This window comes from Phocaeicola faecium, from assembly GCF_014837055.1.
Lineage (GTDB): Bacteria > Bacteroidota > Bacteroidia > Bacteroidales > Bacteroidaceae > Phocaeicola > Phocaeicola gallinarum.
In genome coordinates this window covers 52,326-77,906 of the sequence record NZ_JACSPQ010000017.1, presented here as the reverse complement: position 1 = coordinate 77,906, position 25,581 = coordinate 52,326, and the positions used below count along the sequence as shown (strand labels likewise).

The window sequence follows — 25,581 nt, the reverse complement described above, 5'->3', positions numbered from 1 at the left end:
ACTCACAGTTCGGTCAATTATCTTTACCGGCTTCAGAAAATTCAGATTTAGCCGTCCGGACAAAACGATGAGACCCGCATCAGACACACCCGAAAATGTCATTATTATAAATCTTTCTATATATGTTTTTCACATTTATCATAGTAGTAATTCTGACGGCAATAACCCTTGTGGTTGCAGCGTTGGCGATTGCAGAGCTTATATCTCCGCGTTCGTCTAACCCGCAAAAAGGCGAGCCGTATGAATGTGGTATCCCTACCCGCGGTAACTCTTGGGTTCAGTTTAAGGTGGGATATTACTTGTTCGCCATTCTGTTCCTGATGTTCGACATCGAAACAGTATTCTTGTTTCCGTGGGCAGTAGTGGCAAGTCAGATTGGAACTTACGCACTTGTCAGCGTCAGTTTCTTCCTTGTAGTATTAATTTTAGGCCTTGCTTATGCTTGGCGGAAAGGAGCATTGGAATGGAAGTAGAAAAAGGTACGAAGATTCGTTCGATGAAATACGACGAATTTAAGAACAACGACTACTTGGAACAACTCGTAGAACAGGTGAACCAAGACGGAGCAGGCGTTATTCTGACTACTTTCGACGAACTGATTAACTGGGGACGAAGCAACTCGGTATGGAGTTTGTTGTTGGGAACCAGTTGCTGTGCCATCGAATTTATGGCGCTGGGTGCTGCACGTTATGACATGGCACGCTTCGGTTTCGAAGTAACACGTAACTCTCCTCGCCAGTCAGACGTTCTGGTGGTTATGGGAACCATCAACTATCGTACAGCTCCCGTAATGAAACGTTTGTACGACCAGATGGCAGAACCGAAATATGTGGTAGCCGTAGGAGGATGTACCATTTCGGGCGGTCCGTTCATCAAGTCTTACAACGTAGTAAACGGTATCGACAAGGTAATTCCGGTCGATGTTTTTATCCCCGGTTGTCCACCGCGTCCTGAAGCATTCTATTACGGACTGATGCAGTTACAACGCAAGATGAAGGTAGAACGCTACTTGGGAGGCTTGAACCGCAGCCATGCACACGACGAAGAAGGCAACGATACCGAAAAGGCGAAAGGAGGTAACCAATGAAACGTGACGATATAATAAAAAACATACAAGGAGCTGAAGTTTGCCCGGGAAACGCCGGAGTAATCAAAGTACCTTTGAGCGCTTTCCGCAAGGTTGCCGAAGGACTGAGAAATGACCCACAAAGCCCTATGGATTTCCTGCGCGACGTAGTAGGTATGGACTGGGGAGAAGAAGGTTTGGGAGCTGTTTATTTCATGGAATCGACTGTGACGGGCGACACCGTTGCCATCCGTACTGCAACGACCGACCGCGAACAACCCGTACTGCCCACGGTGAGCGACCTGTGGAAAACTGCTATCATCAAAGAACGTGAAGCATACGATTTCTTCGGAATCCTGTTCGAAGGACATCCCGACATGCGCCGCATCTTCTTGCGCGAAGACTGGATAGGATGGCCGCTGCGTAAGGATTACGACATGAATTCGAACCCGCTGCGTTTGGACAATGAATACAACAGCGATATTACAAAAGAATACCGCCTGCTGCCCGACGGAACATTAAAAGGCATTGACCACAGAGTATTCGGCGAGAATGACTTCGTAGTGAGCATGGGTCCTCAACACCCGTCTACCCACGGTGCATTGCGTATGCGTATTGCCCTGAACGGAGAAATTGTGAAAAAAGTAGATCCGATATTGGGATACATCCACCGCGGTATCGAAAAAATGAACGAAAGCCTGACTTATCCGCAGACTCTCGGTATGACCGACCGTTTGGATTACCTGAGCGCACACCAAAGCCGTCATGCCCTGTGTATGTGTATCGAACAAGCTGCCGGTATCGAAATCTCCGAACGTGCCAAATATATCCGTACCATCATGGACGAATTGCAACGAATTGATTCGCACTTGCTTTTCTATTCTTGTTTGGTATTGGATATGGGTGCCATGACACCGTTCTTCTACGGATTCCGTGAAAGAGAGATGATACTTGACATCTTCGAAGAAACCACCGGCGGACGACTCATCCAGCATTATAACGTGATAGGTGGCGTACAGGATGACATTCACCCCACTTTCTGCCAGAAAGTGAAAGAATTCATCAAGCACTTGCGTAGTGTCATCAAAGATTACCATGCTATTTTCACAGACAATGTCATCGCCGACACCCGTATGAAAGGCGTGGGCATACTGACGAAAGAAGAAGCCATCTCGTTAGGATGTACCGGAGGTACAGGACGTGCCACAGGCTGGGCTAACGACGTACGTAAACGTCATCCGTACGGACTGTATGATAAAGTGGACTTCAAGGAAATCACCCTGACTGAATGTGACACATTCGCACGCTACATGGTTCGTATGAACGAAATCATGGAATCATGCCGCATCATCGAACAATTGATTGATAACATTCCGGAAGGTGAATTCCGCGTGAAGACTAAACCCATCATCAAGTTACCCGAAGGTATCTGGACATCGGCAGTAGAATCAAGCCGTGGAGAATTCGGCGTGATGATAGAAAGTCACGGAGACAAAACGCCGTACCGTATGCACTTCCGGTCTACCGGTCTGCCATTGGTACAAGCAATGGACACCCTGTGTCGCGGATGGAAATTTGCCGACCTGATTGCCATCGGTGCTTCGGCAGACTTTGTGATTCCAGACATCGACCGATAAGATAAACACAACGTTCAAAACCAATTATTACAAATATGAACCAAGCATTTTTAGATTATTATAACCTACAACCGCTCTTGACAGCCATCCACTCGTGGTTGTGCGGCATCATGCCCGAAGGCCTTGCCATTTTCCTTGAGTGCGTTGTTGTAGGTGTCATTATTTTGGTATTGTATGCCGTGCTTGCCATCATCCTTATCTACATGGAACGTAAGGTCTGCGCAGCTTTCCAATGCCGTCTCGGTCCGAATCGTGTAGGAGGAAAAGGAGGTTTGCTCCAAGTACCTGCCGACGTAATCAAGATTCTGATAAAAGAGGTCATCAAACTGAAAGATGCCGACCGTTTCCTTTATAATTTGGCTCCTTTCTTGGTGATTTTAGCTTCTATCCTGACTTTCTCTTGCTTACCGTGGCACAAAGGCGGAGAAATCCTTCACATGAATATCGGTATCTTCTTCGTTATTGCCGCTTCGAGCATCGGTATTTTAGGTATCCTGCTCGCCGGATGGAGTAGTAACAGCAAGTATACGCTCATCGGTGCGGTACGAAGCGGAGCCATGATTATCAGCTACGAACTCTCAGTGGGTATATCTGTGCTGACTATGGTTGTGTTAAGCGGAACCACCGATATTCAGGCAATCGTTGAAAACCAAGCAAACGGTTGGTATATATTCAAAGGACATATCCCTGCCATTTTATGCTTTATCATCTATTTGATTGCAGGTAACGCTGAAGCCAACCGCGGTCCGTTCGACCTTGCAGAAGCAGAACAAGAGTTGACAGCCGGTTATCATACCGAGTATTCGGGTATCCATTTCGGCTTCTTCTATCTGGCAGAATATCTGAACTTGTTCATCGTAGCCGGTATCGCCACTACACTGTTCCTCGGAGGATGGATGCCATTCCACATATCAGGTCTGGACGGATTTAACGCCGTCATGGATTACATTCCGGGAATCGTATGGTTCTTAGGAAAAACATTCTTCGTGGTATTCCTGCTGATGTGGATTCGCTGGACATTCCCCCGTCTGCGTATCGATCAAGTATTAACATTCGAATGGAAATACCTCATGCCTACATCTTTAGTAGTATTGATACTGATGACTGTATGCAAGGTAGCAGGGTTAACGTTTTAATCAGTTGACAGGAAACCGATTGGTAAACATAACCATCTCGGTGGCCTAAAAAATAAAAAAGATGAGTAAATTTAGCGAATATATAAAAGGATACTTCTGGGGTACGAAGACGCTTTTGGTGGGTATGCGTACTTCTATGAAGGTTTTCTGCCAGAAGAAAGTGACGGAACAGTATCCGGAAAACCGCCACACTACCCTCCATATCCCGGAACGCCATCGCGCCATGCTCGTCATGCCTCATGACGAAGAAGGAAACAACCGTTGCATCGCCTGCGGATTGTGTCAAATGGCTTGTCCGAACGGAACCATCCGCCTGACAACCGAAATGCGCGAAACGGAAGAAGGAAAGAAAAAGAAATTCCTTGTGAAATATGAATATAACTTGGGTTCATGTATGTTCTGCCAACTGTGTGTGAACGCGTGTCCGCATGACGCCATCCGTTTCACGAATGACTTCGAAAATGCCGTGTTCCAGAAAGAAAAGCTCGTACTGACATTGAATAAAATAAAATAAGTAAGATTATGAGTATATCACTTCAAGAAATCGCATTCTATGTCGTAGGTGCATGTATCGCCTTGTGTTCGATACTTGCGGTAACTACGGGACGAATACTGCGTGCAGCAACTTACCTGTTGTTCGTGTTGTTCGGAACAGGAGCCATTTACGGAATTTTAGGCTATACTTTCCTCGGTGCAGTCCAGTTGATGGTTTATGCCGGAGGTATCGTAGTTCTGTACGTGTTCTCTATCCTTTTAACACGTTCTGATAAGGATATGAAATATCGACAAAACCGTGCTAAACTGATTAGTGTCTTAGCAACCGTAATTGTGGGTGCTGTTTTGGTTTTATTCTTGACTCTATCAAACGGATTTGTTTTAAATACAATTCCGCAGGGTGTAGAACTTCCGATGGAAACAGTCGGCCATGCGCTAATCGGTACAGATAAATATGAGTTCATCCTGCCTTTCGAGGTAGTCAGTGTATTGTTGCTGGCATGTATGGTAGGTGCTCTTCTTATAGCCCGAAAAGAAAAAAACAATTAAAAAGAGAATTATGGAAATACATGTAATACACTACCTGATTATCAGTACGGTGATGATGTTCTGCGGAATCTACGGATTCTTCACACGCAGAAACTTACTCGCCCTTCTGATTTCGGTGGAACTGATGCTGAACGCGACAAACATAAACTTTGCCGTTTTCAACCGTTATCTTTTCCCTGACCAATTAGAAGGACATTTCTTCAGCCTGTTCGGTATCGCTATCGCCGCTGCCGAAACAGCCGTTGCCATCGCCATTATTATTAACGTATATCGTAACGTTAAGCAAGTGCTTACTGACGATATAACTGATCTGAAAGGATAACTATTAAAGTGAAAAAATTATGGACTATACAATTCTGATACTAGCATTGCCCGCACTAAGTTTCTTAGTACTGGCTTTGGCCGGCATGAAGATGTCGCACCGCGTAGCTGGTATGCTCGGTACGCTATCATTGGGTATCGTGGCTGTACTAAGTTATATGACGGCTTTCAGCTACTTTACTGCTGAGCGCACATCCGAAGGCGTCTACCCCACGCTTGAACCGTGGAACTTTGAATGGCTTCCGTTCACTTCATCACTTCATATCGACATGGGCATTTTGCTTGACCCGATTTCGGTTATGATGTTAGTGGTAATATCTACCGTCAGCTTGATGGTACACATTTATTCATTCGGCTACATGAAGGGAGAAGTAGGTTTCCAACGTTACTATGCTTTCCTTTCTCTTTTTACATTCTCAATGTTGGGACTTGTTGTAGCTACGAACATTTTCCAAATGTATGTATTCTGGGAATTGGTGGGTGTTTCTTCTTACCTGCTTATCGGCTTCTACTATACCAAACCCGAAGCGATTGCAGCCAGCAAGAAAGCATTTATCGTTACCCGCTTTGCCGATTTGGGCTTCTTGATCGGTATATTAATCTACGGATACTACATGAACACGTTTACATTCACTCCTACCGAAGAACAATTAATGCACGCCGGCATGGTTCTGCCGTGGGCATTGGGATTGATGTTCGTAGGTGGAGCAGGTAAAAGTGCCATGTTCCCGTTACACATCTGGTTACCGGATGCAATGGAAGGCCCTACCCCGGTTTCTGCATTGATTCATGCTGCCACGATGGTGGTTGCCGGTGTATACTTGGTAGCGCGCATGTTCCCGCTGTTCATCGGATTTGCTCCGAACGCTTTACACATGGTTGCATACGTGGGAGCTTTCACAGCATTCTACGCCGCAGCCGTTGCATGTGCGCAAAGCGATATCAAACGTGTGTTGGCATTCTCTACCATCTCTCAGATAGGTTTCATGATGGTAGCCTTAGGCGTTTGTACTGCTGCCGACCCGCATGAAGGTGGTTTGGGATATATGGCAGGTATGTTCCACCTCTTTACTCACGCCATGTTCAAAGCCCTCTTGTTCTTGGGAGCCGGTTGTATTATCCACGCAGTCCACAGCAACGAGATGGAAACAATGGGCGGACTTCGGAAATACATGCCTATTACTCATATTACTTTCCTTATCGCATGTTTGGCCATCGCAGGTATTCCTCCGTTCTCAGGTTTCTTCTCTAAAGACGAAATTCTGACTGCATGTTTCCAGTTCAGCCCGGTTATCGGATGGGTGATGACCATCATTGCCGGAATGACGGCTTTCTATATGTTCCGTTTGTACTACGGTATATTCTGGGGAAAAGAAAACAAAGAATTGCACGAACATCATACCCCGCACGAAAGTCCGCTGTCTATGACTTTCCCGCTGATGTTCTTGGCTCTGATTACGCTTGTTGCCGGATTTATTCCGTTCGGACATTACGTTTCTTCTAACGGTCATGCTTACGACATTCACCTCGACTGGAGCGTGGCGGGTACAAGCATCGTGGTTGCCGTAATCGCCATTGCACTTGCAACATGGATGTACGCCCGCGAAAAGCAGCCTGTTGCCGAAATGCTTGCAAAACGTTTCAGCACCCTGCATCGTGCCGCATACCGCCGCTTCTATATGGATGAAATCTGGATGTTCGTAACAAAGAGAATCATCTTCCGCTGCATCTCTACACCGCTGGCATGGTTCGACCGCCACGTGGTAGACCAGTTCATGAACTTCATGGCATGGAGTACAAATGCGGCAGGCGAAAGTGCACAGCCCATCCAGAACGGCCGCATTCAGAGTTATACACAATGGTTCTTAGGAGGAATCGTCGTACTCACTATTATCTTATTAATTTTCTAAAAAAATGAATATACTGAGTCTTTTCGTATTAATCCCGTTGCTGATGCTCCTCGGGCTGTGGATTGCCCGGAACCTGAATCAGGTACGGGGAGTGATGGTGGCAGGCTCAACCTTGCTTTTGATTCTTTCTGCCTACCTCACGGTATCATATATTGGTCTGCGTAACGCGGGCGCTACCGACGAAATGCTTTTCACCGACAGCATCTCGTGGTATGCTCCGCTCCATATCTGCTATTCGGTCGGCGTCGACGGTATTTCAGTTGTAATGCTTCTGTTGAGTGCCATTATCGTATTTACCGGAACATTTGCATCTTGGAAGCTCCAGCCGCTTACTAAAGAATACTTCTTGTGGTTTACATTATTGAGTACCGGTGTGTTCGGTTTCTTTATTTCGACCGACCTGTTCACCATGTTCATGTTCTACGAGGTTGCCCTTATCCCGATGTATCTGCTTATCGGCGTTTGGGGTAGCGGACGCAAGGAATATGCCGCAATGAAACTTACACTGATGTTGATGGGTGGTTCGGCTTTCTTGCTTATCGGTATCTTGGGTATCTATTACGGAGCCGGAGCTGAAACGATGAACGTTCTCGAAATAGCAAACAAATACATCCCGACAGAAATCCAACGTATTTTCTTCCCGGCTGTATTCCTCGGATTCGGCGTACTGGGAGCTTTGTTCCCGTTCCATACATGGAGCCCCGACGGTCACGCTTCTGCCCCCACGGCGGTAAGTATGCTCCACGCCGGCGTATTGATGAAGCTGGGAGGTTACGGATGTTTCCGCGTTGCGATGTATCTGATGCCTACCGGAGCTGCAATTTGGGGAGACCTCTTCCTGATTCTGACTACGATTTCGGTAGTTTACGGAGCTTTCAGCGCCGTTGTACAAACCGACTTGAAGTACATCAACGCATACTCTTCTGTTAGCCACTGCGGACTTGTATTGTTTGCTTTATTGATGATGACCCGTGTCAGCGCAACCGGAGCTATCCTCCAGATGCTGAGCCACGGATTGATGACAGCCCTCTTCTTTGCTTTAATCGGTATGATTTACGGACGTACACATACACGTGACATCCGCCAACTTTCCGGTTTGATGAAGATTATGCCTTTCTTGGCAGTAGGTTACGTGATTGCCGGTCTTGCCAACCTCGGACTTCCGGGCTTGAGCGGATTTATCGCAGAAATGACGGTATTCGTAGGTTCATTCCAACACACAGATTCGTTCCACCGCATCTGTACCATTATCGCTACTACAAGTATTGTGATTACAGCCGTTTATATTCTTCGTGTTGTGGGCAAGATTCTTTACGGAACTTGCAAGAATCCAGAACACTTGAAGCTGACCGACGCTACGTGGGACGAACGTTTCGCCGTTATCTGCTTAATCGTAGCCGTAGCCGGATTAGGACTTGCGCCGTACTGGGTAAGCAATGTTATCAGCAGCAGCGTAGAACCGATTATTTCGCAATTAAGTTTTTAGATAAAGCATAACTTATGGATATAACAACAGCATTACTTTCCATGCAGGCTGAAGTCAGCCTCGTGGCAATATTGATAATCGTACTTCTCACGGATTTGTTTCTGAAAGAATCGAATCCGCGGATGATGCAGTCCGTGTCTTGCATCCTGCTGGTAGTACAGTTGGCGTTGAATATCGTGCCCACCGCCGGAGAAGCTTTCGGAGGCATGTATCACAGCACTGAAATGGCATCTGTAGTTAAAACAATCCTGACGGCCGGAACGTTGCTCGTTTTCCTGCAGTCAGGCGAATGGCTGGAACGTGAAGACTCACGCCGCAAATCGGGCGAATTTTACCTGCTCACACTGAGCACGCTTTTAGGTATGTACTTCATGGTAAGCTCTGGAAGCTTTATCCTTTTCTACATAGGTCTGGAATTGGCAAGTATCCCGATGGCATGTCTTGTTGCACTCGACAAATACCGTCACCACAGCGCCGAAGCCGGAGCCAAGTTCATCTTGAACGCCATGTTCTCGTCTGCCCTGATGCTTTATGGTATCTCAATGGTTTACGGAACATGCGGAACGGTATATTTCGCCGACCTTACTTCGGCTCTGACAGGTACACCGCTCCAAATCTTGGCGATGGTATTCTTCTTCTCCGGACTGGGATTCAAGCTCAGCCTCGTTCCGTTCCACATGTGGACGCCCGACGTTTATCAAGGTGCGCCGACTGCCGTTACCGGTTATCTGTCGGTTATCTCGAAAGGTGCAGCCGCTTTTGCGCTGATGAGCATCTTGGTTAAAGTATTCGGCGGAATGTGCGAACAGTGGAGCCTGCTGCTTAGCATCGTTATCGTAGTGACTATTACCATAGCAAACATCTTTGCCATCCTGCAAACCGACCTGAAGCGCTTCATGGCGTACAGTAGTATCTCGCAGGCAGGTTACATCATGCTTGCCGCACTGGCAGGAGACGGTCAGGGAATGTCTTCACTGGTATATTACATCGTGGTTTACATTGTGGCAAACCTCGCCATCTTCGGTGTTATCAGTGCCGTAGAGCAGCGTACCAACGGATGTGTAGAACGTTCGGCATACGCAGGTTTGTATCGCACGAATCCACACCTGACGCTGGTAATGACACTTGCACTGTTCTCTTTGGGAGGTATCCCGCCGTTTGCCGGATTCTTCTCTAAATTCTTCGTGTTTGCTGCCGCTTTCCACGACGGTCACTGGTTAGTTGTGTTCTTGGCGTTGATTAACACCATCATCTCATTGTTCTACTACCTGCTGATAGTAAAAGCAATGTATATCACGCCGAACGACAATCCGGTACCCACTTTCCGCAGTTCTGCCCTGATGCGCACCAGCCTCTTGCTGTGCGTGGCAGGTATCATCGTGTTAGGTTTGTTCAGCAGCATTTACCAGTTGCTTAGCGACGTGGCTACATTCTAAGCAGCTGCCGTTGTTTAGTTTGGGTACACTAAAAAATACCCGCACTTTATCACCCCGATAAGGTGCGGGTATTTTTTTGCGCAGTGAAGCCATTCAAACTATCCCGTCCCCTGCAAAAACAAAAGAAAAAATTCTCAGGAAACACCTCCGAAAACGCTACCGTTAGCGTTACTCATCCCATGCGGTAGAGTTTGCCTGTTCTTCCCATAGAACGACCTTACACTATGGGAAGCGTTTTCAGGTCTTGACAAAACCGGATAAAAGTATAAAGAAGCTATCCGGAAGTCATCGAATCAGCCTATAAAATCTTAAATTCCGACAAATTGCTACCCGAAAACAAAGCCTGTCCTAAAATATGTAAAGAATTAAAAAAGAAATATCTATCTTTGTGGCAATTAAAGGAACAACCAATTTTGAATTTTAAGAAATTAGATAAAATCTCCACTATGTCTGAAAGAAAAGTTAGAGTTCGTTTTGCTCCGAGCCCGACCGGAGCATTGCATATCGGCGGTGTACGCACTGCCCTGTATAATTACCTGTTTGCACGCCAACATGGAGGCGATCTGATATTCCGCATCGAGGATACCGACTCAAACCGCTTCGTACCGGGAGCAGAAGAGTATATCATCGAATCGTTCAAATGGCTGGGTATCAAGTTCGATGAAGGGGTAAGTTTCGGAGGTAATTACGGTCCGTACCGCCAATCGGAACGCCGGGACATCTATAAGAAATATGTACAGGTATTACTGGATAACGGCAAAGCCTACATCGCTTTCGACACGCCCGAAGAACTGGACGCAAAACGCAAGGAAATCCCTAACTTCCAATACGATGCTTCGACACGTACTTCGATGCGCAACTCACTGACGATGAGCAAAGGAGAAGTCGACCAACTGATAGCCGAAGGCAAACAATACGTAGTGCGGTTCAAGATAGAGCCGAACGAAGACGTACACGTACACGACTTAATTCGCGGCGAAGTGGTTATAAACTCTTCCATCCTCGACGATAAGGTATTATATAAATCGGCAGACGAACTGCCTACTTACCACTTGGCAAACATCGTAGACGACCATTTGATGGAAGTATCTCACGTAATCCGTGGCGAAGAATGGTTGCCGTCTGCCCCGCTGCACGTATTGTTATACCGTGCATTCGGCTGGGAAGACACAATGCCGCAATTTGCCCACTTGCCTTTGTTGCTGAAGCCCGACGGAAACGGGAAATTGAGCAAACGCGACGGAGACCGTCTGGGATTCCCCGTATTCCCGCTGGAATGGCACGACCCCAAAACAGGTGAAGTGTCTTCAGGATACCGCGAATCCGGCTACTTGCCCGAAGCAGTGATTAACTTCCTCGCGCTGTTGGGTTGGAATCCGGGAAACGACCAAGAAATCATGTCGATGGACGAACTAATCAAGCTGTTCGACCTGCATCGTTGCAGCAAGGCAGGAGCTAAGTTCGACTACGAAAAAGGGAAATGGTTCAACCACGAATACATTCTGATGAAGAGCGATGAAGAAATCGCTACACTCTTTATGCCGATTCTGCGCGAACACGGCATCGAAGCTCCGATGGAAACCGTGGTAACGGTGGTAGGACTGATGAAAGGCCGTGTAAGTTTCATCAAAGAGCTGTGGGATACCTGCAAATTCTTCTTCGTGGCTCCAACCGAATACGACGAGAAAACAGTAAAAAAACGCTGGAAAGAGGATTCGGCAGAACGTATGACCGAACTTGCCGACTTACTGGAATCGCTTGATGACTTCTCACTGGCACACCAAGAAGAAGTGGTTATGAAATGGATTGAAGACAAAGGCTATCATTTGGGAAATATCATGAACGCTTTCCGTCTGACGTTGGTAGGCGAAGGAAAAGGGCCGCACATGTTCGACATCTCTGCCGTATTGGGCAAAGAAGAAACCGTAAGACGTATGCGCCGTGCGATAGAAGTGCTTAAATAAACTTCAGCAGAAACTACTATGATTTATAATCTCATCATTACCTTATATATAAGTGCTGTCCGCGTGGCAGCACTTTTCAATAAAAAAGTATCCCGGATGGTGAAAGGAGAAAAAGAAACGTTCTCTATCCTGAAAAGCCAAATCAAGACGGGAGAAAAATACATCTGGTTTCATGCTGCCTCGCTCGGAGAGTTTGAACAAGGACGTCCGCTTATCGAAGCCATCCGCAAACAATATCCGCAATACCGCATCCTGCAAACATTCTTCTCGCCTTCCGGCTACGAAGTACGTAAAGATTATAAAGGTGCCGATGTGGTGTGCTACCTGCCGCTCGATACGCCCCGTAACGCCAAACGCTTTATCGAGCTTGCACAGCCCTGCATGGCGTTCTTCATCAAATATGAATTTTGGCAGAACTACCTGAATGAACTGCATCGGCGAAATATCCCCACATATAGCGTATCATCCATATTCCGTCCCGGACAAATCTTTTTCCGTTGGTACGGAACGGGTTATCGCAAAGTGCTTAAAACATTCACCCACCTGTTCGTTCAGAATGAAGAATCGGTACGCCTGCTGAAAAGCATCGGAGTGACCGACGTAACCATCTCCGGCGATACTCGCTTCGACCGCGTGATAGACATCTGTCGGCAAGCCAAAGAACTTCCTTTGGTAGAAGCATTTAAAGGAACGAACGAAAAAACATTCGTTGCCGGCAGTTCGTGGGCTCCGGACGAGGATATTTTCATCCCCTACTTCAATGCCCACCCCGAAATGAAACTTATCATCGCTCCGCACGTAATCGATGAAAGTCATCTGAAAGAAATAATGAGCAAACTGCACCGCCCTGCCGTACGCTACACACACGCCACGGCAGAAAACATCCGTCAGGCAGACTGCCTCATCATCGACTGTTTCGGGTTACTGTCTTCCATCTACCGCTACGGAGAAATAGCTTACATCGGAGGAGGATTCGGCGTAGGCATCCACAACACGCTCGAAGCTGCCGTTTATGGCATTCCCGTTATTTTCGGACCGAACAATCAGAAGTTCAGCGAGGCTCAAGGATTAAAATCCTGCGGCGGAGGACTTGAAATACATGGAAAAAAAGACTTCAACGAACTGATGGATAAGCTACTTTCCAATTACAGTTTTCTCGACAAATCCGGAAAACGAGCCGGTAATTATGTAAGAGATAATGCCGGCGCTTTAACAAGAATCATGAATCGGTTGAGGTTTTAATGAGACAAGTTAATTTTACAATAAAATCCGCTCCATCTTGATAGAATGAAGCGGATTTTATTTTCCGTGGAGCTGGAGGGAGTCGAACCCTCGTCCAAACAAGGAAGCCATATGCTTTCTACATGCTTATCTCTGCCTTCGGTTTTCGTGTACAGGCAAGACCAGAGCCACCAACCTGTACCTTAGTCCCTAAAACTTCATTCCGACTGCGGGACTATGCCGGAACTATTCCCGAATTTGCTGCACCGCTGGATCAAACGCTTCGGAACAAGAGCTTTTGAGCGATGTCTCGTTTCCATCACTGTGACGGAAATAAAGCTAATCTACTGTACTTCGATTAAGCAGCGAGAGCGTAATTTTCGTTGCCAGATAATTGTTGAGTAACTGAGATTATAGTGCAAATCACCGACGCACTGCATGCTTACATACCACATCTCTCGCTGTCAAAACCAAACAACCCCGGATGTTTTTGTATATATCAGGCGCAAAGCTAAGAGTTTTATTCCGATTCTCCAAAATTTGCGCCTGAATTATTCATTTATACGTAAGTTTCCAAGAATTTTACTTTTCCTTGCGGAACTACTTCGAGTGTCTTCGTTGTTGCCGGGAAAAGTACTGATTCTCCTGCCTGCAGCTCTACCGTATTGCCTTCGTTATCGGTTATCGAACAAGCTCCTTCCATGCAGATATAGATAACAAACGAATCTAACTCGCTGTAATCCATCGTCATGTTTTCGCTCAGGTCGTATACCGATGTGGTGAAATACGGACAGGTTACCAATTCTACCGGCTCGTTCTGCTTCGGCTCGTAGTGTGTACGGTAATCGGCTTCCACGCTGTAATCAATAGCATCTTTCGACAGTTCCGTATGCAGTTCGCGGGTGTTGCCGTTTTTATCCTTACGGTTAAAGTCGTAGATACGGTAAGTGATGTTTGAGGTTTGCTGGATTTCAGCAATGAAACATCCGGCACCGATGCTATGAATACGTCCGGCGGGAAGGAAGAACACATCACCCGGCTTCACAGCATAATCTGCCAATGCGTCGCAGATGGTATTGTCGGCAATCATGGCTGCATATTCGTCGGGCGTGATTTGCTTGCTCAGTCCCGAACGCAAGTGAGCCTTGCCGTTGGCATTGTCGATAACGTACCACATTTCGGTTTTACCCATTGAGTTATGGCGTTTCATAGCCAATTCATCATTAGGATGAACCTGAATAGAAAGATCGTCTTGCGCATCAATAAACTTAATCAACAAAGGGAATTTTCCGTTGAAACGTTTGTAATTTGCTTCTCCTACCAATGCTCCCTTATATTCATCGACCATCTGAGTGAGGTTTTTACCGGCATCTGCTCCATTGGCTACTACTGATTCGTCGCCCGGAACATCCGATATTTCCCAGCTTTCTCCCACTTGTGCCTGCTGGCAATCAAGGTGTTTGAAAGGAATAATCTTATCTCCGCCCCAAATGGTAGATTTTAAAATCGGATTAAATTTTAATGGATACATACTATTTATAGTTTTTAGGGTTAGAACTGTTACAAAAGTAAGCATTTCGCCGTAAAAACGGATGTTTTCAGTCACAATTTTTAGCGACCGGCACAGCATCTTCTTGGAAATAAGGGAAAATAAAAAGGCGTGTCTACCGTATCGAGACCCGCCGACTTCTTAAAAGAACCCCCATTAATGGGTTCTTTTTTCATCTTAGATTTGATCATTAAAGGTTTTGTTATCCTTTTCTCTTCTACCTTAAAAAACAATCTTAAAAACCTATTTTCAACTTAATACCTGAAAACTTTTACCTTTTTCTTTTAACTAATACCTTTTACTAACCTTAAGCTAATACTAAACAAATCTTCTTTTTTACCTTAAACCTAATACCTTAATTTACCTTAATATCAAAGTCTAATACCTTTTTGTATCTTTTATATCTTCTGGTTTCACAACCACGATACAAAGGTAGGGATTTATTTGTATATAGCAATAAGCAGGTACTTGTTTTTTAGATAATATAGCGTTTTCATGATTTATATCAAGAAGAGACGCCTATCTATGCCTTCTATCTGCCTGCTGAAGGGGCAAAAACAAAAAAGATGCGCTACAACATAAAAATGCGGCAAACGAAGTTAACGAAAAAACAACCTCGTTTGCCGCAATCGGGCGGTAATGTTAATTATCCTAATTTTAAGAAGGCTTGAACAAGCTCTTGGGATGGCTCTAAAAACGCTACCCATAGAACAGTCTGACGCTATGGGAAGAACCGGGCAACGCTACCGCATGGGATGAGTAACGCTAACGGTAGCGTTTTTCCGGAGCAAACCGGCAAGTTTCAAAATGCGCTGATTACTGCTTCCCCGGAATTCCAAATAAGGAGAATACAGCTCGGCGATGAATTTCCCGTCTACCAACACGTCGATATAATCCAACAGCGGACGCCGCGAGGCGTCTGCCAGCAGGTCTTCGTACACGTAGCCCGTATAACACCAGATGTTCATCCCCGTATGTTCTTTCACCCGGCGCAGCACGACGAGAAATTCTTCGGGATTAAAGAAAGGGTCTCCGCCCGAAAAAGTTACGCCGTCGAGCAGCGGATTAGCCTTGATTTCAGCTATCATTCCATCTAACACGTCGGTGGTCAACGGTTTTCCTGCCTGCGGATTCCACGATTCCGGATTGTGGCATCCCCTGCAACGGTGACTGCATCCGGCAAGATAAATGGAATAACGGATGCCGTCGCCATCGACAATGGTTTCAGGATAGGTATATAAATAATGAAGCATAACGGCTATCTACAAAGTCAGGCATGTTTTACGCGGTCATGCTCTTCGGCACGCTTCGCCGAGTTCCAGCTATTCAGGTCGCCCGTCAGATAACCGGTGATGCGGCGCATACGAAGGATGTTTTCACTACGGCAAATCGGGCACTTATCGTAGATAACACCCTTATAGCCACAATGATGACAAGTATCCACCGGATGGTTAATCGAGCCGTAGCCGATGTTTTCGTCGTGCATCACTTTCACGATTTTAGCGATGGAACGCACGTTCTTCTGCGCTTCGCCATCCAGTTCAACATAGGTGATATGTCCGCCGCGCGTCAAAGCATGAAACGGTGCCTCGCATTTTATCTTTTCGATAATACTGATAGGCTCTTTCACATCTACGTGGAAGGAGTTGACATAATAATCGCGGTCGTTCACACCTTCGATGATACCATACTTCCGTTTGTCCATCCGCGTAAAGCGTCCCGACAGTCCTTCTGCCGGCGTAGCAAGAACCGAATAGTTCAAACGGTACTTCTGCTTATAGGCATCCGCCACTTCGTTCATCACCTCTACGGCCTCGTATAACGTATTCCACGCCTTGCGGCTGTGTCCGTGTCCTTTCCCGTAAAGTGCCACCATTGCGTTATGCCCGCCTATAAAGCCGATGCCCAGCGTACCCTGATCCAACACGTCGCCCACTTCATCGTTCGGGTTGAGCTGTCCGCCGCCTTTCCATACGTTGTTACCCATCATGAACGGAAACTGTCGTGCCAACGCCGTGCGCTGATACCGGTAGCGGGTATAGAGTTGTTCGGCAATGAAGCCCGACATTTCTCGCACTGCGTCAAGGAAGATTGCTTTCGCCTCACGCTCCACGGCGTCGGGGGTATGGTTGTCTGCCATACTTTCTGCCTTGATACGTGCTTCGATGGCAAGGCGCGGCAGATTCATGGTGGTAAACGAGAGATTTCCCCGGCCTAAAGAGGTTTTCTCGCCATTCAGGTTCTCGAATACGCGCGTACGGCATCCCATCGTAGCCAACTCGTAGCGGTAACGTTTCGGGTCGTCGGCACGCCATTTCTCATGCCGGTTAAAGGGAGTGTCGAGAAACATGAAGTTCGGGAAAAGAGCTTTAGCCGTTGTTTGGCAGGCTTGCAAGAAAAGGTCGAAGTTCGGGGCTTCGAACGTCATTTCTCCTGCGAGTGCCGCATCGAAGTCTTTCATCGCACGTTCATAATCGGCATCCGAATACGATACACCGTCTTTTACCTTGAATATCTGGATGGGGAACACGGGAACTTCGCCGCGCGTGCCAAGTCCTTCTACCGTGGCACGCAGCAATTCTTGGATAACCATGCGTCCCTCCGCCGAAGTATCCGTACCGTAATTGATGGAGCTGAACACCACCTGATTGCCACCGCGCGAGTGCATCGTATTCAGGTTATGGATAAACCCTTCCATTGCCTGATGAGTATCTTTGCGCGTTTGGGCATACGCCTTATATAATATATGTGTCAGTTCATCGGTGGTTACGTCGAAACCCTGCCCGTTCAGAACGGAGACTAACGCCGACTTTTCCGACTCACCAAGCAGGATGGTAGCAACGTGAAGCCTTACCACCTCAAGCAACGTGCGTTCGTCTACCGCCTGCCCTTTCATCTCGATGCAGAACGAAAGCATGGAGGCAACTATCTTTTGGAAACTTTTCAGCACACCTTTCGCCATGAAGAAGTCGAAAGCAGGGATTGCCTGCCCGCCGTGTTGCTCATTCTGATTGGTCTGAAAAATAATGGTAGCCAGCGTAGCATAACTTTGGATGGACTGCGGGGTACGGATGCTTCCGTTCTTGGTATGAAACCCGCGCTCGAACAGATCGTCCAAATCATACTGGATGCAGGTAGTGGTTTTCGTGGGGTAATAATCCAAATCGTGGATATGGATGTCGCCCAACTGATGTGCTTCGGCGTAAGGTTTGGGCAGAAGGTATTTATACGTATAATCTTTGGTTATTTCCGAAGCAAAAGTCATCATCTGTCCGGCAGGCGTATGGCTCGACATGTTGGCATTGCTCAGGTTGATATCGTTACGGTCAATCGCCACGATGCCATCCATCACATGCTTGATGTGAGTTTTGCGTTCGCGCTCGGTATTTCGCCATTGGCGATAGATGATGTACTTCTTCGCCACCTCGGGCTGTACCTTCATCAGTTCGGTTTCCACAAGGTCTTGTATCTCCTCCACTCCTACGGTATTCCCCGTAAAGTGAGCAATAACCCGGCGGGTGATTTCTTCGATGGACTCATCGTGTTTGTCCAACCCGGTCGCTTCGAACGCTTTACCGATGGCTCCTGTTATTTTACTTGCCGAAAAACGTTCCTGTTTTCCGTCGCGCTTGATGATGCAAATCTCTGATAGGTTCATAATCCGTTTCTTACTCTGAAAGGGTAAAACATTGGTTTATCTCTGCCTGCCTAATGACGGACATTCATCGTCTGGAAGGCAAGACAAAGATAAATCAAGTTTTCCTGAAAATAAAACAGAGTTTTTATCGGATTATCTAAATTAGACAACTTCAAATAGTAAAAACACCTTTTAAGGTACACTGAGAGCGATAAACGGACAACTTGTTATTTATATTACATTTTAATCTTGCAAAAACAGAAAAGTTTTATATAACAAATCCGAGCCTAATTATCCCAAACTATTTTCACCATACATGGCCGGGCATCAACAGTCATCCTTGTCCACTACTGAAATTTTCGGGCAGATTCACGGGTTGCAACCCCATACCGCGAGCCTGCTCAAGCATATAGGCAAAAGCGGCATCGTGTTCGTTAGGGATTACCCCGTCCAGAATTGCATCCTTAATACTGCTTTTCAGTTTTCCGATTTCCCGACAAGGCTGAAGCTGAAATACGTGCATGATTTCTCCTCCGTCTACGGGCGGCTGGAAATTCCGGATACGGTCTTTTTCCTCCAAGTCTTTCAGTTTCTGACGTACGAGACGGAAGTTATCCAAAAAACGCTGTTTGCGGGTTTCGTTCTTCGAAGTAATGTCTGCTTCACACAGGGTCATGAGGTCGTCGATGTCATCGCCGGCTTCAAAAAGCAAACGGCGCACCGCCGAATCGGTTACCACATCGTCTGCTATCACAATGGGACGCATGTGAAGCCCTACCAACTTCTGTACGTATTTCATCTTTTCATTCATCGGCAACTTCATGCGGCGAAACAGGTCGGGAATCATCTTTTCGCCCACGAAGTTATGGTTATGGAACGTCCACCCGGCGCGTTGCTCCCAACGTTTGGTGCGTGGCTTTCCGATATCATGAAGCAATGCCGCCCAGCGCAACCAAAGATTATCGGTTACTTTCGAGATATTATCTACTACCTCCAGCGTATGATAGAAATTGTCCTTATGCCCGCGTCCGTTACGCACTTCCACACCTTGCAGCGCCACCAGTTCGGGGAATATCAATTCCAGCAATCCGCAGCGGTCGAGTTCCACAAAGCCTTTTGAGGGCGTACGAGACAAAAGAATCTTGTTCAACTCATCTGCAATACGTTCACGCGAGATAATTTTAATGCGCTCGCGGTTACGCTCCAGCGCGGCAAAGGTTTCATCGTCGATGTAAAAGTTAAGCTGCGCCGAGAAACGTACGCAACGCATCATACGCAGCGGGTCGTCGCTAAAGGTTATATCGGGGTCGAGCGGCGTACGCAACGTGCGTTCTTTCAAGTCCTCCAGTCCGCCAAACGGGTCTACCAGCTCTCCGAAGCGCTCACTGTTCAGACACACCGCCATGGCGTTTACCGTAAAGTCTCGCCGGTTCTGGTCATCCTCCAAAGTACCATCTTCCACCACCGGCTTCCGGCTGTCGTGACTGTACGATTCCCTGCGCGCTCCCACGAACTCCACCTCCGTATCATGATACTTAACCTGAGCCGTTCCAAAATTTTTAAAAACCGACACCCGCGCACCTTTACCTAACTTTTTGCCGAATGCCTCCGCTATTTCGATTCCGCTCCCCACAACAACGATATCAATGTCTTTCGAAGGACGATTCAGAAATATATCACGAACGTATCCGCCTACGGCGTAACATTCCAATCCGAGTTCGTCTGCCGTCTGAGAGATTAAACTGAATATCTTGCTGCTGAAGTGTTCCTTTAATTCCATGTATATATTCAACTTTATTATATGAGGCGACAAAATTACAAAAAAACGGGCGGGTGGAAAAGCAAAGCATCCAAAAAGCCTCCGCCACTTCGAATCACCGCCTCTTAAACACACAAAATGCAACCTGCTGTTTGCAAATCGGGGAAGGTACCGATTAAAAATAGTGAAATTATTCCGTAATTAACGTGAAAGCCACCCGTTCGAATTTATTTTTGGCAAGGCAAAAATTCATTTTTATCCCAGAAACTTTTATCTTTGTAGCCGTGAAAGAGAAATCACATATTATAACAAACTTAAATAATAAGAATTATGGAATTTGTAACAAATGAAAAGCTTACCATTGTTGGTGCTGCCGGCATGATCGGTTCTAACATGGCTCAAACAGCCATTATGATGGGTTTGACTCCGAACATCTGTTTGTATGACCCGTATGCTCCGGGTTTGGAAGGCGTAGCTGAAGAATTATACCACTGCGGTTTCGAAGGCGTTAACGTAACTTTCACTTCAGATATCAAAGAAGCGCTGACAGGTGCTAAATATATCGTAAACTCAGGAGGTGCTGCCCGTAAAGCAGGTATGACTCGTGAAGACTTGCTGAAAGGTAACGCTGCCATCGCTGAAGAATTCGGTAAGAACGTTAAACAGTACTGCCCGGATGTAAAACACATCGTGGTTATCTTCAACCCGGCTGATATTACCGGTTTGATTACTTTGCTGTACTCTGGTTTGAAACCGGGTCAGGTTACTACTTTGGCTGCTCTTGACTCTACTCGTCTGCGCAGCGAATTGGCTAAACATTTCGGTGTTTCTATGGACGCTGTTGAAAACTGCCGTACTTACGGTGGCCACGGCGAACAGATGGCAGTATTCGCTTCTACGGCTAAAGTAAACGGCAAACCGTTGACCGACATCATCGGTACTGACGCTTTGACTAAAGAACAATGGGCAGAAATCCAACAGAAAGTAACTAAAGGCGGTGCAAACATCATCGCATTGCGCGGACGTTCTTCATTCCAAAGCCCGGCTTACGTATCAATCGAAATGATTGGTGCTGCTATGGGCGGCAAGGCTTTCCGTTGGCCGGCAGGTACTTACGTATCAAACGACAAGTACGACCACATCATGATGGCATGGGAAACTTCAATCACTGCCGATGGTTGCCACTGCGCAGAATTGAACGGAACTCCGGAAGAACAAGCTGCTTTGGATAAGAGCTACGCTCACCTCTGCGAATTGCGTGACGAAGTTATCGCTATGGGCGTTCTTCCTCCGGTAGCAGAATGGAATGCTTTGAACCCGAACATTAAATAATCTTACATAAGATTACCATTTAAGTGTAATATAAGGGATAGTTAGTGTATCTAAATATCATAAACTATCATACTTATATTACACTTATACTATAACCTTTACTCAAGCCTCAAATCATATTATGATGAAAAAACAATTCCAATATCTTCAGCCATGTGTATCATCACACAGCCATCTATGAAAACAAAAGCATTTTATTACACAGGTTTATTACTTTTAATAATATGTGGATGTACCTCAACCTCATATAAGCAACAATCCATTTCCGCAGAACAAACAGTACAAGTAGATTTCAACCAAACTTCAAATACGTTATATATTTCCGATATCACATCTTCTGTACAAAACATCTCCTTAAAGCTCCCCAAAGAACAGTTCATAGGAGAAGCCAGACAAGCATTTATCGATAATTCTAATATTTTCATATTAGACCGAAAACAAAAGAAAATATTCTGCTTTAACGACAAAGGGACGCTACTATATCTTTTGGATAAACGAGGAGAAGGACCGGAGGAATATATAGATATAAATCACTTTTGGATACGACAAGACTATATTTACATAGCAGACAACAAAAGCCTAAAAATAAACATCTATACTTTCGATGGGCAATACGTACAAACCATCAAACACGGGAAAATCAGTTCGGATATTGTTATGGATACTGACAGTACCCTGCTTTGCTTTACATCCTATTATGTGCATAACAATCCCAACGGATTATGGAAAATGAACACAGAGGGAAAGCTTACCTCGAACATACTCAATAATGAGACCAAATATCCCATTCTATCTATGCCGTGGCGCAACTTCTATCTGCATGGAGACCATTCTATTGGCTTATTCTCACCGCAAGAGAACTGTTTTTATACTTACCGAAATGATTCACTGTATGCTGATATCTTACTGGATATCAAACAGAAGACAGCCCGTTCTTTTCCGGGGATTGCCACTTGCGTAAATGTACAAGAAGGGTATTTTTTCCCGATATGGTTCATCTACGGGAAACGTTATCTGCTGTCTGTATGGGGATATTACGACAAACCAGAAGCATTCTATTTGCTTTACTCACAAACAGACAACAATCTGAAGATATTCAAGGAACTGTCCATCAATACTAATTCAACTTCCTCAATAGGCATACCCATATCTTCAAATCTGTATAATTGTCTCGTCACTTGGACTCCTGACAAGAATGAAAACAGTAATGAATCAACTCTCTGCATTTATCATTTGAAAGAATAAAGTATCTGAAAAAAACGACCAACAATATATTGTCATTTTAAGCGGTCGAAAAATTACCACCATCAAGTGGCACTTCTAACTTGATGGTGGCAATTTTTACATCTTTCTTCTATTTCAACGACTCAAATAAAAGCAAGAAGTACAGAAATAGTTCCGCAGATACTTTAGCTTCCCTACCCAACCGTATAGTTTCTTAGGGGTGAACCCAAATTTCCGCTTATAATGCGGGTTGATGAACCAATAAATCTTGTCGATAACTTCACTGCCTGTCTGCCTCATCATCCGCTCAAACTGTTCGATGGAAACACCGCAAGACTTTATGCTTAACAGTTCACGTACACAAGAGTCGTCTTCTTTCCCCATCCTTAACAACAGTTTATATAGCGGCGCGGGCAGTAAGTGAATATAGGGCAGATGCGAAAGGATACGGTTCCGGCAGATTTGCTGATGACCGCCGAAGGGCATTTGCCAAGCAGGGAAGCCCCAAAAGATAATGCCGCCGTCTTTCAACAGACTTTTGGCTTTAGTTATAACGGCAAGTTTCTCCCCCCGGAATATGTTCTATAACATCATGTATTATAATTAGTTCGAACTTTCCAATGTCTTCTGAAACATCAGCAATGTCCGAACAGATAAAAGTCCCTTTTGCTTTCTTCCGTGCAAAAAACTCCACCGCCTGCTCTATTCTGGTTTTCACAATATCAATGCCGGTTACTTCGCATCCCGCCTCAGCAAACGGAAGCAAGTTTCCTCCTTCTCCACAGCCTAATTCCAAGACCTTCATTCCCGGGTATAAACGGATGAACTTCCCGAGATAACCGATGTAGAAATCGCGGGAAGTTACGGCAAGGTCATTAAAATAGGCGTACCTGTCTAAATGCCTTTGTTGCATACTATAACTTTTTTTCCTGAATCTATTTTATAGGTCAAAGATACACAGTTTTTATTTACATTAGCTTAATCTTATCCATCATTTTACTCAATCTTGTCAAGTTCTATCACCGCTATTTTTTCTTTATCCGGACTTGCTTCATTCTGTATAAGCGTTATATGGTTTTTGGTATAACTTTTAATCAGCCACGGAGAACCTGCCAAATATTGCGCAGTGCTATTGAAGGTAATATATTTCCCTTCTATCGTGTAAGTAACATCTATCGGATTATAATTTTCCCAAATAACTTTACCTTTCTCCGTACTAATAAATTGCATACCGACAGCCATATCAGGATATGCCCAAGCATCACAGTGTCCTCTTCCTCTCCAAGATGTTTGATACAAGTCTTGCGGAGTCAAACTATCTGTTTGTAACTCATCATCATTACTACAACTTATAAGAATAATGTTACAAAGAATAAGTAGTAATACCGAATAAAAGCGTGTTTTCTGTTTATACATAATATACTGTGTTAATGACTAATTTCAAGTATCATTATTTCAATCAAAAGTAAGCGTTACAGTTTTCACTTGCTGTATTTGCATAGATATCAAACTTGCAAAACATTTTTAAAATACCTTTTCTCTATATCAACAACTCAAATAAAAGCAAGAAGTACAAAAATAATTCCGCACATACTTTACCTTAAATGGTGAGTCCGAATTTCCGCTTGACTACCTTATTGTTTACCCCTGACTTCATCACTAAAAACACATCTTCTATAAATATTTATAAATACAGATAGGCTTTTAAGCAACGAAATCAGGGATGCATTTTTTATTGAAATATCTCTAAGACCTTTTTTTCCATACTATCCATGTCAAAGCTATTGCTATTATTGCAGACAGTTTCCAGTCTACAAAATGATTACCTATAAACCAAATAGACAATAACAATGTAGTATCTACAAAGCCATCTATGATTTCGTGCTTTTTCAAATATGCCTTTACTTTCTTGTTAAAGCACAACAAAATTAACGTTATAGGAATCAATGTCAGAAACAAAACTGCATAAATATCTAAAGGAGCCGAAATCATCATATCCTTAATAAGCCTTCCGTAATAGCTGCTCCTACAGAACTTTCTGCAGCACCTACTATTACTGATCCTGTTATGGTCAGCACTGCTCCACCGGGTCCAAATATAAGACTTCCAGCTGATCTACCAAGCCCTTTGAAAAATCCCCAAACTCCACCTACAGCATCAGATATAATAATACTTTTTGCAGTTCTGCTTAAACGTGTCATCGGTACATTCCGATTCCAATATTGATAACTATCTTTAGTTACCGTTATAACATTTATCAAACTTAACTTTTCATCACTAGATAGCCCGGATGCGGTAGACCATACATCCATAACCAAACCATCAAGATAACTTTCATAATTTGGAAGATCCATATTACCAAACATCTTATTTAGATATTTTTGAGCTTCCGGCTTAATTTTACATCTCGTGTATAAAGTGTTTAAATCAGCATTCCCGGTATTTGGATTTATAGGAGTAGAACTTTGTGCAATTTTCTTCATTAAAGCTCTACTACTTGAATCGTTCCAATAATTACTTACTTCTGCCTTTAGTGTGTTTTGTTCTGTTGAAGTAAGACTTCTACCTTCCCTTTGTGAGATATACTTTTGGACTCCTCTTAGCACTGCATCTTGGGTTACCGTATATGCCTGATATTGTGTTAATTGATCTAAAGTAACATTTTGCTCTTTGACTATTTCGGCAGCACAATCCAATACTATACTATGCAATGCAGAAGCATCTTCATATTCGCTCAACTCTATTCTTGTTTCTGAGTTGTCCTCTACACTGGTAGGTACATCATTTGCACAAGCACTAAATAAGATGACACCTAAACAAACGAATAAATAAACAATTTTTTTCATAAAAACCTCCTTT

Annotated in this window: 20 protein-coding genes, 1 other RNA gene and 1 pseudogene; 14 read left to right on the top strand and 8 right to left on the bottom strand. The window is 45.0% G+C overall.

Annotated features, from left to right (window positions below; translation table 11 throughout):
- Nucleotides 1-122: 122 nt before the first annotated feature.
- The 12 genes from H9626_RS11550 (at nucleotide 123) to H9626_RS11495 (ending at nucleotide 13,242) form a co-directional block, all read left to right on the top strand.
- Nucleotides 123-473 carry an NADH-quinone oxidoreductase subunit A gene (locus H9626_RS11550; protein WP_178255522.1) on the top strand — a complete coding sequence of 117 codons (351 nt, stop codon included), beginning with the start codon at nucleotides 123-125 and terminating at the stop codon, nucleotides 471-473.
- Nucleotides 464-1,087, top strand: coding sequence for an NADH-quinone oxidoreductase subunit B (locus tag H9626_RS11545; RefSeq protein ID WP_178255521.1), 624 nt, complete (start codon nucleotides 464-466; stop codon nucleotides 1,085-1,087). Before H9626_RS11550 ends, H9626_RS11545 begins: the two co-directional genes overlap by 10 nt.
- A complete protein-coding gene (locus tag H9626_RS11540) occupies nucleotides 1,084-2,703 on the top strand; it encodes an NADH-quinone oxidoreductase subunit D-related protein (RefSeq protein ID WP_225230981.1) in 1,620 nt (539 codons plus the stop codon). The genes H9626_RS11545 and H9626_RS11540 overlap by 4 nt, the downstream gene beginning before the upstream one ends.
- Before the next feature lie 35 nt (nucleotides 2,704-2,738).
- Nucleotides 2,739-3,839: an NADH-quinone oxidoreductase subunit NuoH gene (gene nuoH, locus H9626_RS11535; RefSeq protein WP_178255520.1), complete on the top strand. Its 1,101-nt coding sequence runs from the start codon at nucleotides 2,739-2,741 to the stop codon at nucleotides 3,837-3,839.
- A gap of 61 nt (nucleotides 3,840-3,900) precedes the next feature.
- Nucleotides 3,901-4,353: a NuoI/complex I 23 kDa subunit family protein gene (locus H9626_RS11530; protein WP_178255519.1), complete on the top strand. Its 453-nt coding sequence runs from the start codon at nucleotides 3,901-3,903 to the stop codon at nucleotides 4,351-4,353.
- A gap of 8 nt (nucleotides 4,354-4,361) precedes the next feature.
- On the top strand, nucleotides 4,362-4,883 hold the full coding sequence (locus tag H9626_RS11525; protein WP_178255518.1) for an NADH-quinone oxidoreductase subunit J family protein: 522 nt from the start codon (nucleotides 4,362-4,364) through the stop codon (nucleotides 4,881-4,883).
- Nucleotides 4,884-4,893: 10 nt separating this feature from the next.
- Nucleotides 4,894-5,205 (top strand): NADH-quinone oxidoreductase subunit NuoK, encoded by a 312-nt coding sequence (gene nuoK, locus H9626_RS11520; RefSeq protein ID WP_178255517.1) that lies wholly within the window; start codon nucleotides 4,894-4,896, stop codon nucleotides 5,203-5,205.
- Between the two features lie 19 nt (nucleotides 5,206-5,224).
- A complete protein-coding gene (nuoL, locus tag H9626_RS11515) occupies nucleotides 5,225-7,114 on the top strand; it encodes an NADH-quinone oxidoreductase subunit L (protein WP_191710551.1) in 1,890 nt (629 codons plus the stop codon).
- 4 nt (nucleotides 7,115-7,118) lie between these two features.
- Nucleotides 7,119-8,600 carry a complex I subunit 4 family protein gene (locus H9626_RS11510; protein WP_178255515.1) on the top strand — a complete coding sequence of 494 codons (1,482 nt, stop codon included), beginning with the start codon at nucleotides 7,119-7,121 and terminating at the stop codon, nucleotides 8,598-8,600.
- A 14-nt stretch (nucleotides 8,601-8,614) separates the two neighbouring features.
- Complete coding sequence (locus tag H9626_RS11505) at nucleotides 8,615-10,036, top strand: NADH-quinone oxidoreductase subunit N (RefSeq protein ID WP_178255514.1); 1,422 nt, start codon at nucleotides 8,615-8,617, stop codon at nucleotides 10,034-10,036.
- 446 nt (nucleotides 10,037-10,482) lie between these two features.
- On the top strand, nucleotides 10,483-12,000 hold the full coding sequence (gene gltX, locus H9626_RS11500; protein ID WP_191710550.1) for a glutamate--tRNA ligase: 1,518 nt from the start codon (nucleotides 10,483-10,485) through the stop codon (nucleotides 11,998-12,000).
- Nucleotides 12,001-12,018: 18 nt separating this feature from the next.
- Nucleotides 12,019-13,242 carry a 3-deoxy-D-manno-octulosonic acid transferase gene (locus tag H9626_RS11495; protein WP_191710549.1) on the top strand — a complete coding sequence of 408 codons (1,224 nt, stop codon included), beginning with the start codon at nucleotides 12,019-12,021 and terminating at the stop codon, nucleotides 13,240-13,242.
- Nucleotides 13,243-13,306: 64 nt separating this feature from the next.
- Here the strand turns inward: H9626_RS11495 and ssrA are convergent.
- The 5 genes from ssrA to H9626_RS11470 form a co-directional block, all read right to left on the bottom strand.
- Nucleotides 13,307-13,703: a transfer-messenger RNA gene (ssrA, locus tag H9626_RS11490) on the bottom strand.
- Between the two features lie 77 nt (nucleotides 13,704-13,780).
- Nucleotides 13,781-14,752 carry a type I phosphomannose isomerase catalytic subunit gene (locus H9626_RS11485; RefSeq protein ID WP_178255511.1) on the bottom strand — a complete coding sequence of 324 codons (972 nt, stop codon included), beginning with the start codon at nucleotides 14,750-14,752 and terminating at the stop codon, nucleotides 13,781-13,783.
- Between the two features lie 761 nt (nucleotides 14,753-15,513).
- Complete coding sequence (gene nrdG, locus H9626_RS11480) at nucleotides 15,514-16,023, bottom strand: anaerobic ribonucleoside-triphosphate reductase activating protein (protein ID WP_191710548.1); 510 nt, start codon at nucleotides 16,021-16,023, stop codon at nucleotides 15,514-15,516.
- Between the two features lie 17 nt (nucleotides 16,024-16,040).
- Complete coding sequence (locus tag H9626_RS11475; protein ID WP_191710547.1) at nucleotides 16,041-18,428, bottom strand: anaerobic ribonucleoside triphosphate reductase; 2,388 nt, start codon at nucleotides 18,426-18,428, stop codon at nucleotides 16,041-16,043.
- Between the two features lie 313 nt (nucleotides 18,429-18,741).
- Nucleotides 18,742-20,187, bottom strand: a complete 1,446-nt coding sequence (locus tag H9626_RS11470; protein ID WP_191710546.1) for a CCA tRNA nucleotidyltransferase — start codon at nucleotides 20,185-20,187, stop codon at nucleotides 18,742-18,744.
- A gap of 309 nt (nucleotides 20,188-20,496) precedes the next feature.
- Between H9626_RS11470 and H9626_RS11465 the strand changes: the two genes are divergently transcribed.
- Entirely contained in the window at nucleotides 20,497-21,498 is a 1,002-nt protein-coding gene (locus H9626_RS11465) for a malate dehydrogenase (RefSeq protein ID WP_191710545.1), read from the top strand.
- A gap of 153 nt (nucleotides 21,499-21,651) precedes the next feature.
- Nucleotides 21,652-22,743: a DUF4934 domain-containing protein gene (locus H9626_RS11460; protein ID WP_306666767.1), complete on the top strand. Its 1,092-nt coding sequence runs from the start codon at nucleotides 21,652-21,654 to the stop codon at nucleotides 22,741-22,743.
- 114 nt (nucleotides 22,744-22,857) lie between these two features.
- Here H9626_RS11460 and H9626_RS11455 read toward each other — a convergent pair.
- The 3 genes and pseudogenes from H9626_RS11455 to H9626_RS11445 all read right to left on the bottom strand — a co-directional run bounded on the left by H9626_RS11455 (nucleotide 22,858) and on the right by H9626_RS11445 (nucleotide 25,568).
- Nucleotides 22,858-23,635: pseudogene (locus tag H9626_RS11455) on the bottom strand (class I SAM-dependent methyltransferase).
- Between the two features lie 83 nt (nucleotides 23,636-23,718).
- The gene (locus H9626_RS11450) at nucleotides 23,719-24,138 is read right to left on the bottom strand and encodes a hypothetical protein (protein ID WP_178257093.1); all 420 of its coding nucleotides are present in this window, start codon (nucleotides 24,136-24,138) and stop codon (nucleotides 23,719-23,721) included.
- Between the two features lie 575 nt (nucleotides 24,139-24,713).
- Complete coding sequence (locus H9626_RS11445; protein WP_191710543.1) at nucleotides 24,714-25,568, bottom strand: hypothetical protein; 855 nt, start codon at nucleotides 25,566-25,568, stop codon at nucleotides 24,714-24,716.
- Nucleotides 25,569-25,581: the final 13 nt, after the last annotated feature.

Bases quoted from the DNA above. Each gene is read 5' to 3' on its own strand.
- H9626_RS11550 (WP_178255522.1), top strand. From the start codon at position 123: ATGTTTTTCACATTTATCATAGTAGTAATTCTGACGGCAATAACCCTT.
- H9626_RS11545 (WP_178255521.1), top strand. From the start codon at position 464: ATGGAAGTAGAAAAAGGTACGAAGATTCGTTCGATGAAATACGACGAA.
- H9626_RS11540 (WP_225230981.1), top strand. From the start codon at position 1,084: ATGAAACGTGACGATATAATAAAAAACATACAAGGAGCTGAAGTTTGC.
- nuoH (WP_178255520.1), top strand. From the start codon at position 2,739: ATGAACCAAGCATTTTTAGATTATTATAACCTACAACCGCTCTTGACA.
- H9626_RS11530 (WP_178255519.1), top strand. From the start codon at position 3,901: ATGAGTAAATTTAGCGAATATATAAAAGGATACTTCTGGGGTACGAAG.
- H9626_RS11525 (WP_178255518.1), top strand. From the start codon at position 4,362: ATGAGTATATCACTTCAAGAAATCGCATTCTATGTCGTAGGTGCATGT.
- nuoK (WP_178255517.1), top strand. From the start codon at position 4,894: ATGGAAATACATGTAATACACTACCTGATTATCAGTACGGTGATGATG.
- nuoL (WP_191710551.1), top strand. From the start codon at position 5,225: ATGGACTATACAATTCTGATACTAGCATTGCCCGCACTAAGTTTCTTA.
- H9626_RS11510 (WP_178255515.1), top strand. From the start codon at position 7,119: ATGAATATACTGAGTCTTTTCGTATTAATCCCGTTGCTGATGCTCCTC.
- H9626_RS11505 (WP_178255514.1), top strand. From the start codon at position 8,615: ATGGATATAACAACAGCATTACTTTCCATGCAGGCTGAAGTCAGCCTC.
- gltX (WP_191710550.1), top strand. From the start codon at position 10,483: ATGTCTGAAAGAAAAGTTAGAGTTCGTTTTGCTCCGAGCCCGACCGGA.
- H9626_RS11495 (WP_191710549.1), top strand. From the start codon at position 12,019: ATGATTTATAATCTCATCATTACCTTATATATAAGTGCTGTCCGCGTG.
- H9626_RS11485 (WP_178255511.1), bottom strand. From the start codon at position 14,752: ATGTATCCATTAAAATTTAATCCGATTTTAAAATCTACCATTTGGGGC.
- nrdG (WP_191710548.1), bottom strand. From the start codon at position 16,023: ATGCTTCATTATTTATATACCTATCCTGAAACCATTGTCGATGGCGAC.
- H9626_RS11475 (WP_191710547.1), bottom strand. From the start codon at position 18,428: ATGAACCTATCAGAGATTTGCATCATCAAGCGCGACGGAAAACAGGAA.
- H9626_RS11470 (WP_191710546.1), bottom strand. From the start codon at position 20,187: ATGGAATTAAAGGAACACTTCAGCAGCAAGATATTCAGTTTAATCTCT.
- H9626_RS11465 (WP_191710545.1), top strand. From the start codon at position 20,497: ATGGAATTTGTAACAAATGAAAAGCTTACCATTGTTGGTGCTGCCGGC.
- H9626_RS11460 (WP_306666767.1), top strand. From the start codon at position 21,652: ATGTGTATCATCACACAGCCATCTATGAAAACAAAAGCATTTTATTAC.
- H9626_RS11450 (WP_178257093.1), bottom strand. From the start codon at position 24,138: ATGTATAAACAGAAAACACGCTTTTATTCGGTATTACTACTTATTCTT.
- H9626_RS11445 (WP_191710543.1), bottom strand. From the start codon at position 25,568: ATGAAAAAAATTGTTTATTTATTCGTTTGTTTAGGTGTCATCTTATTT.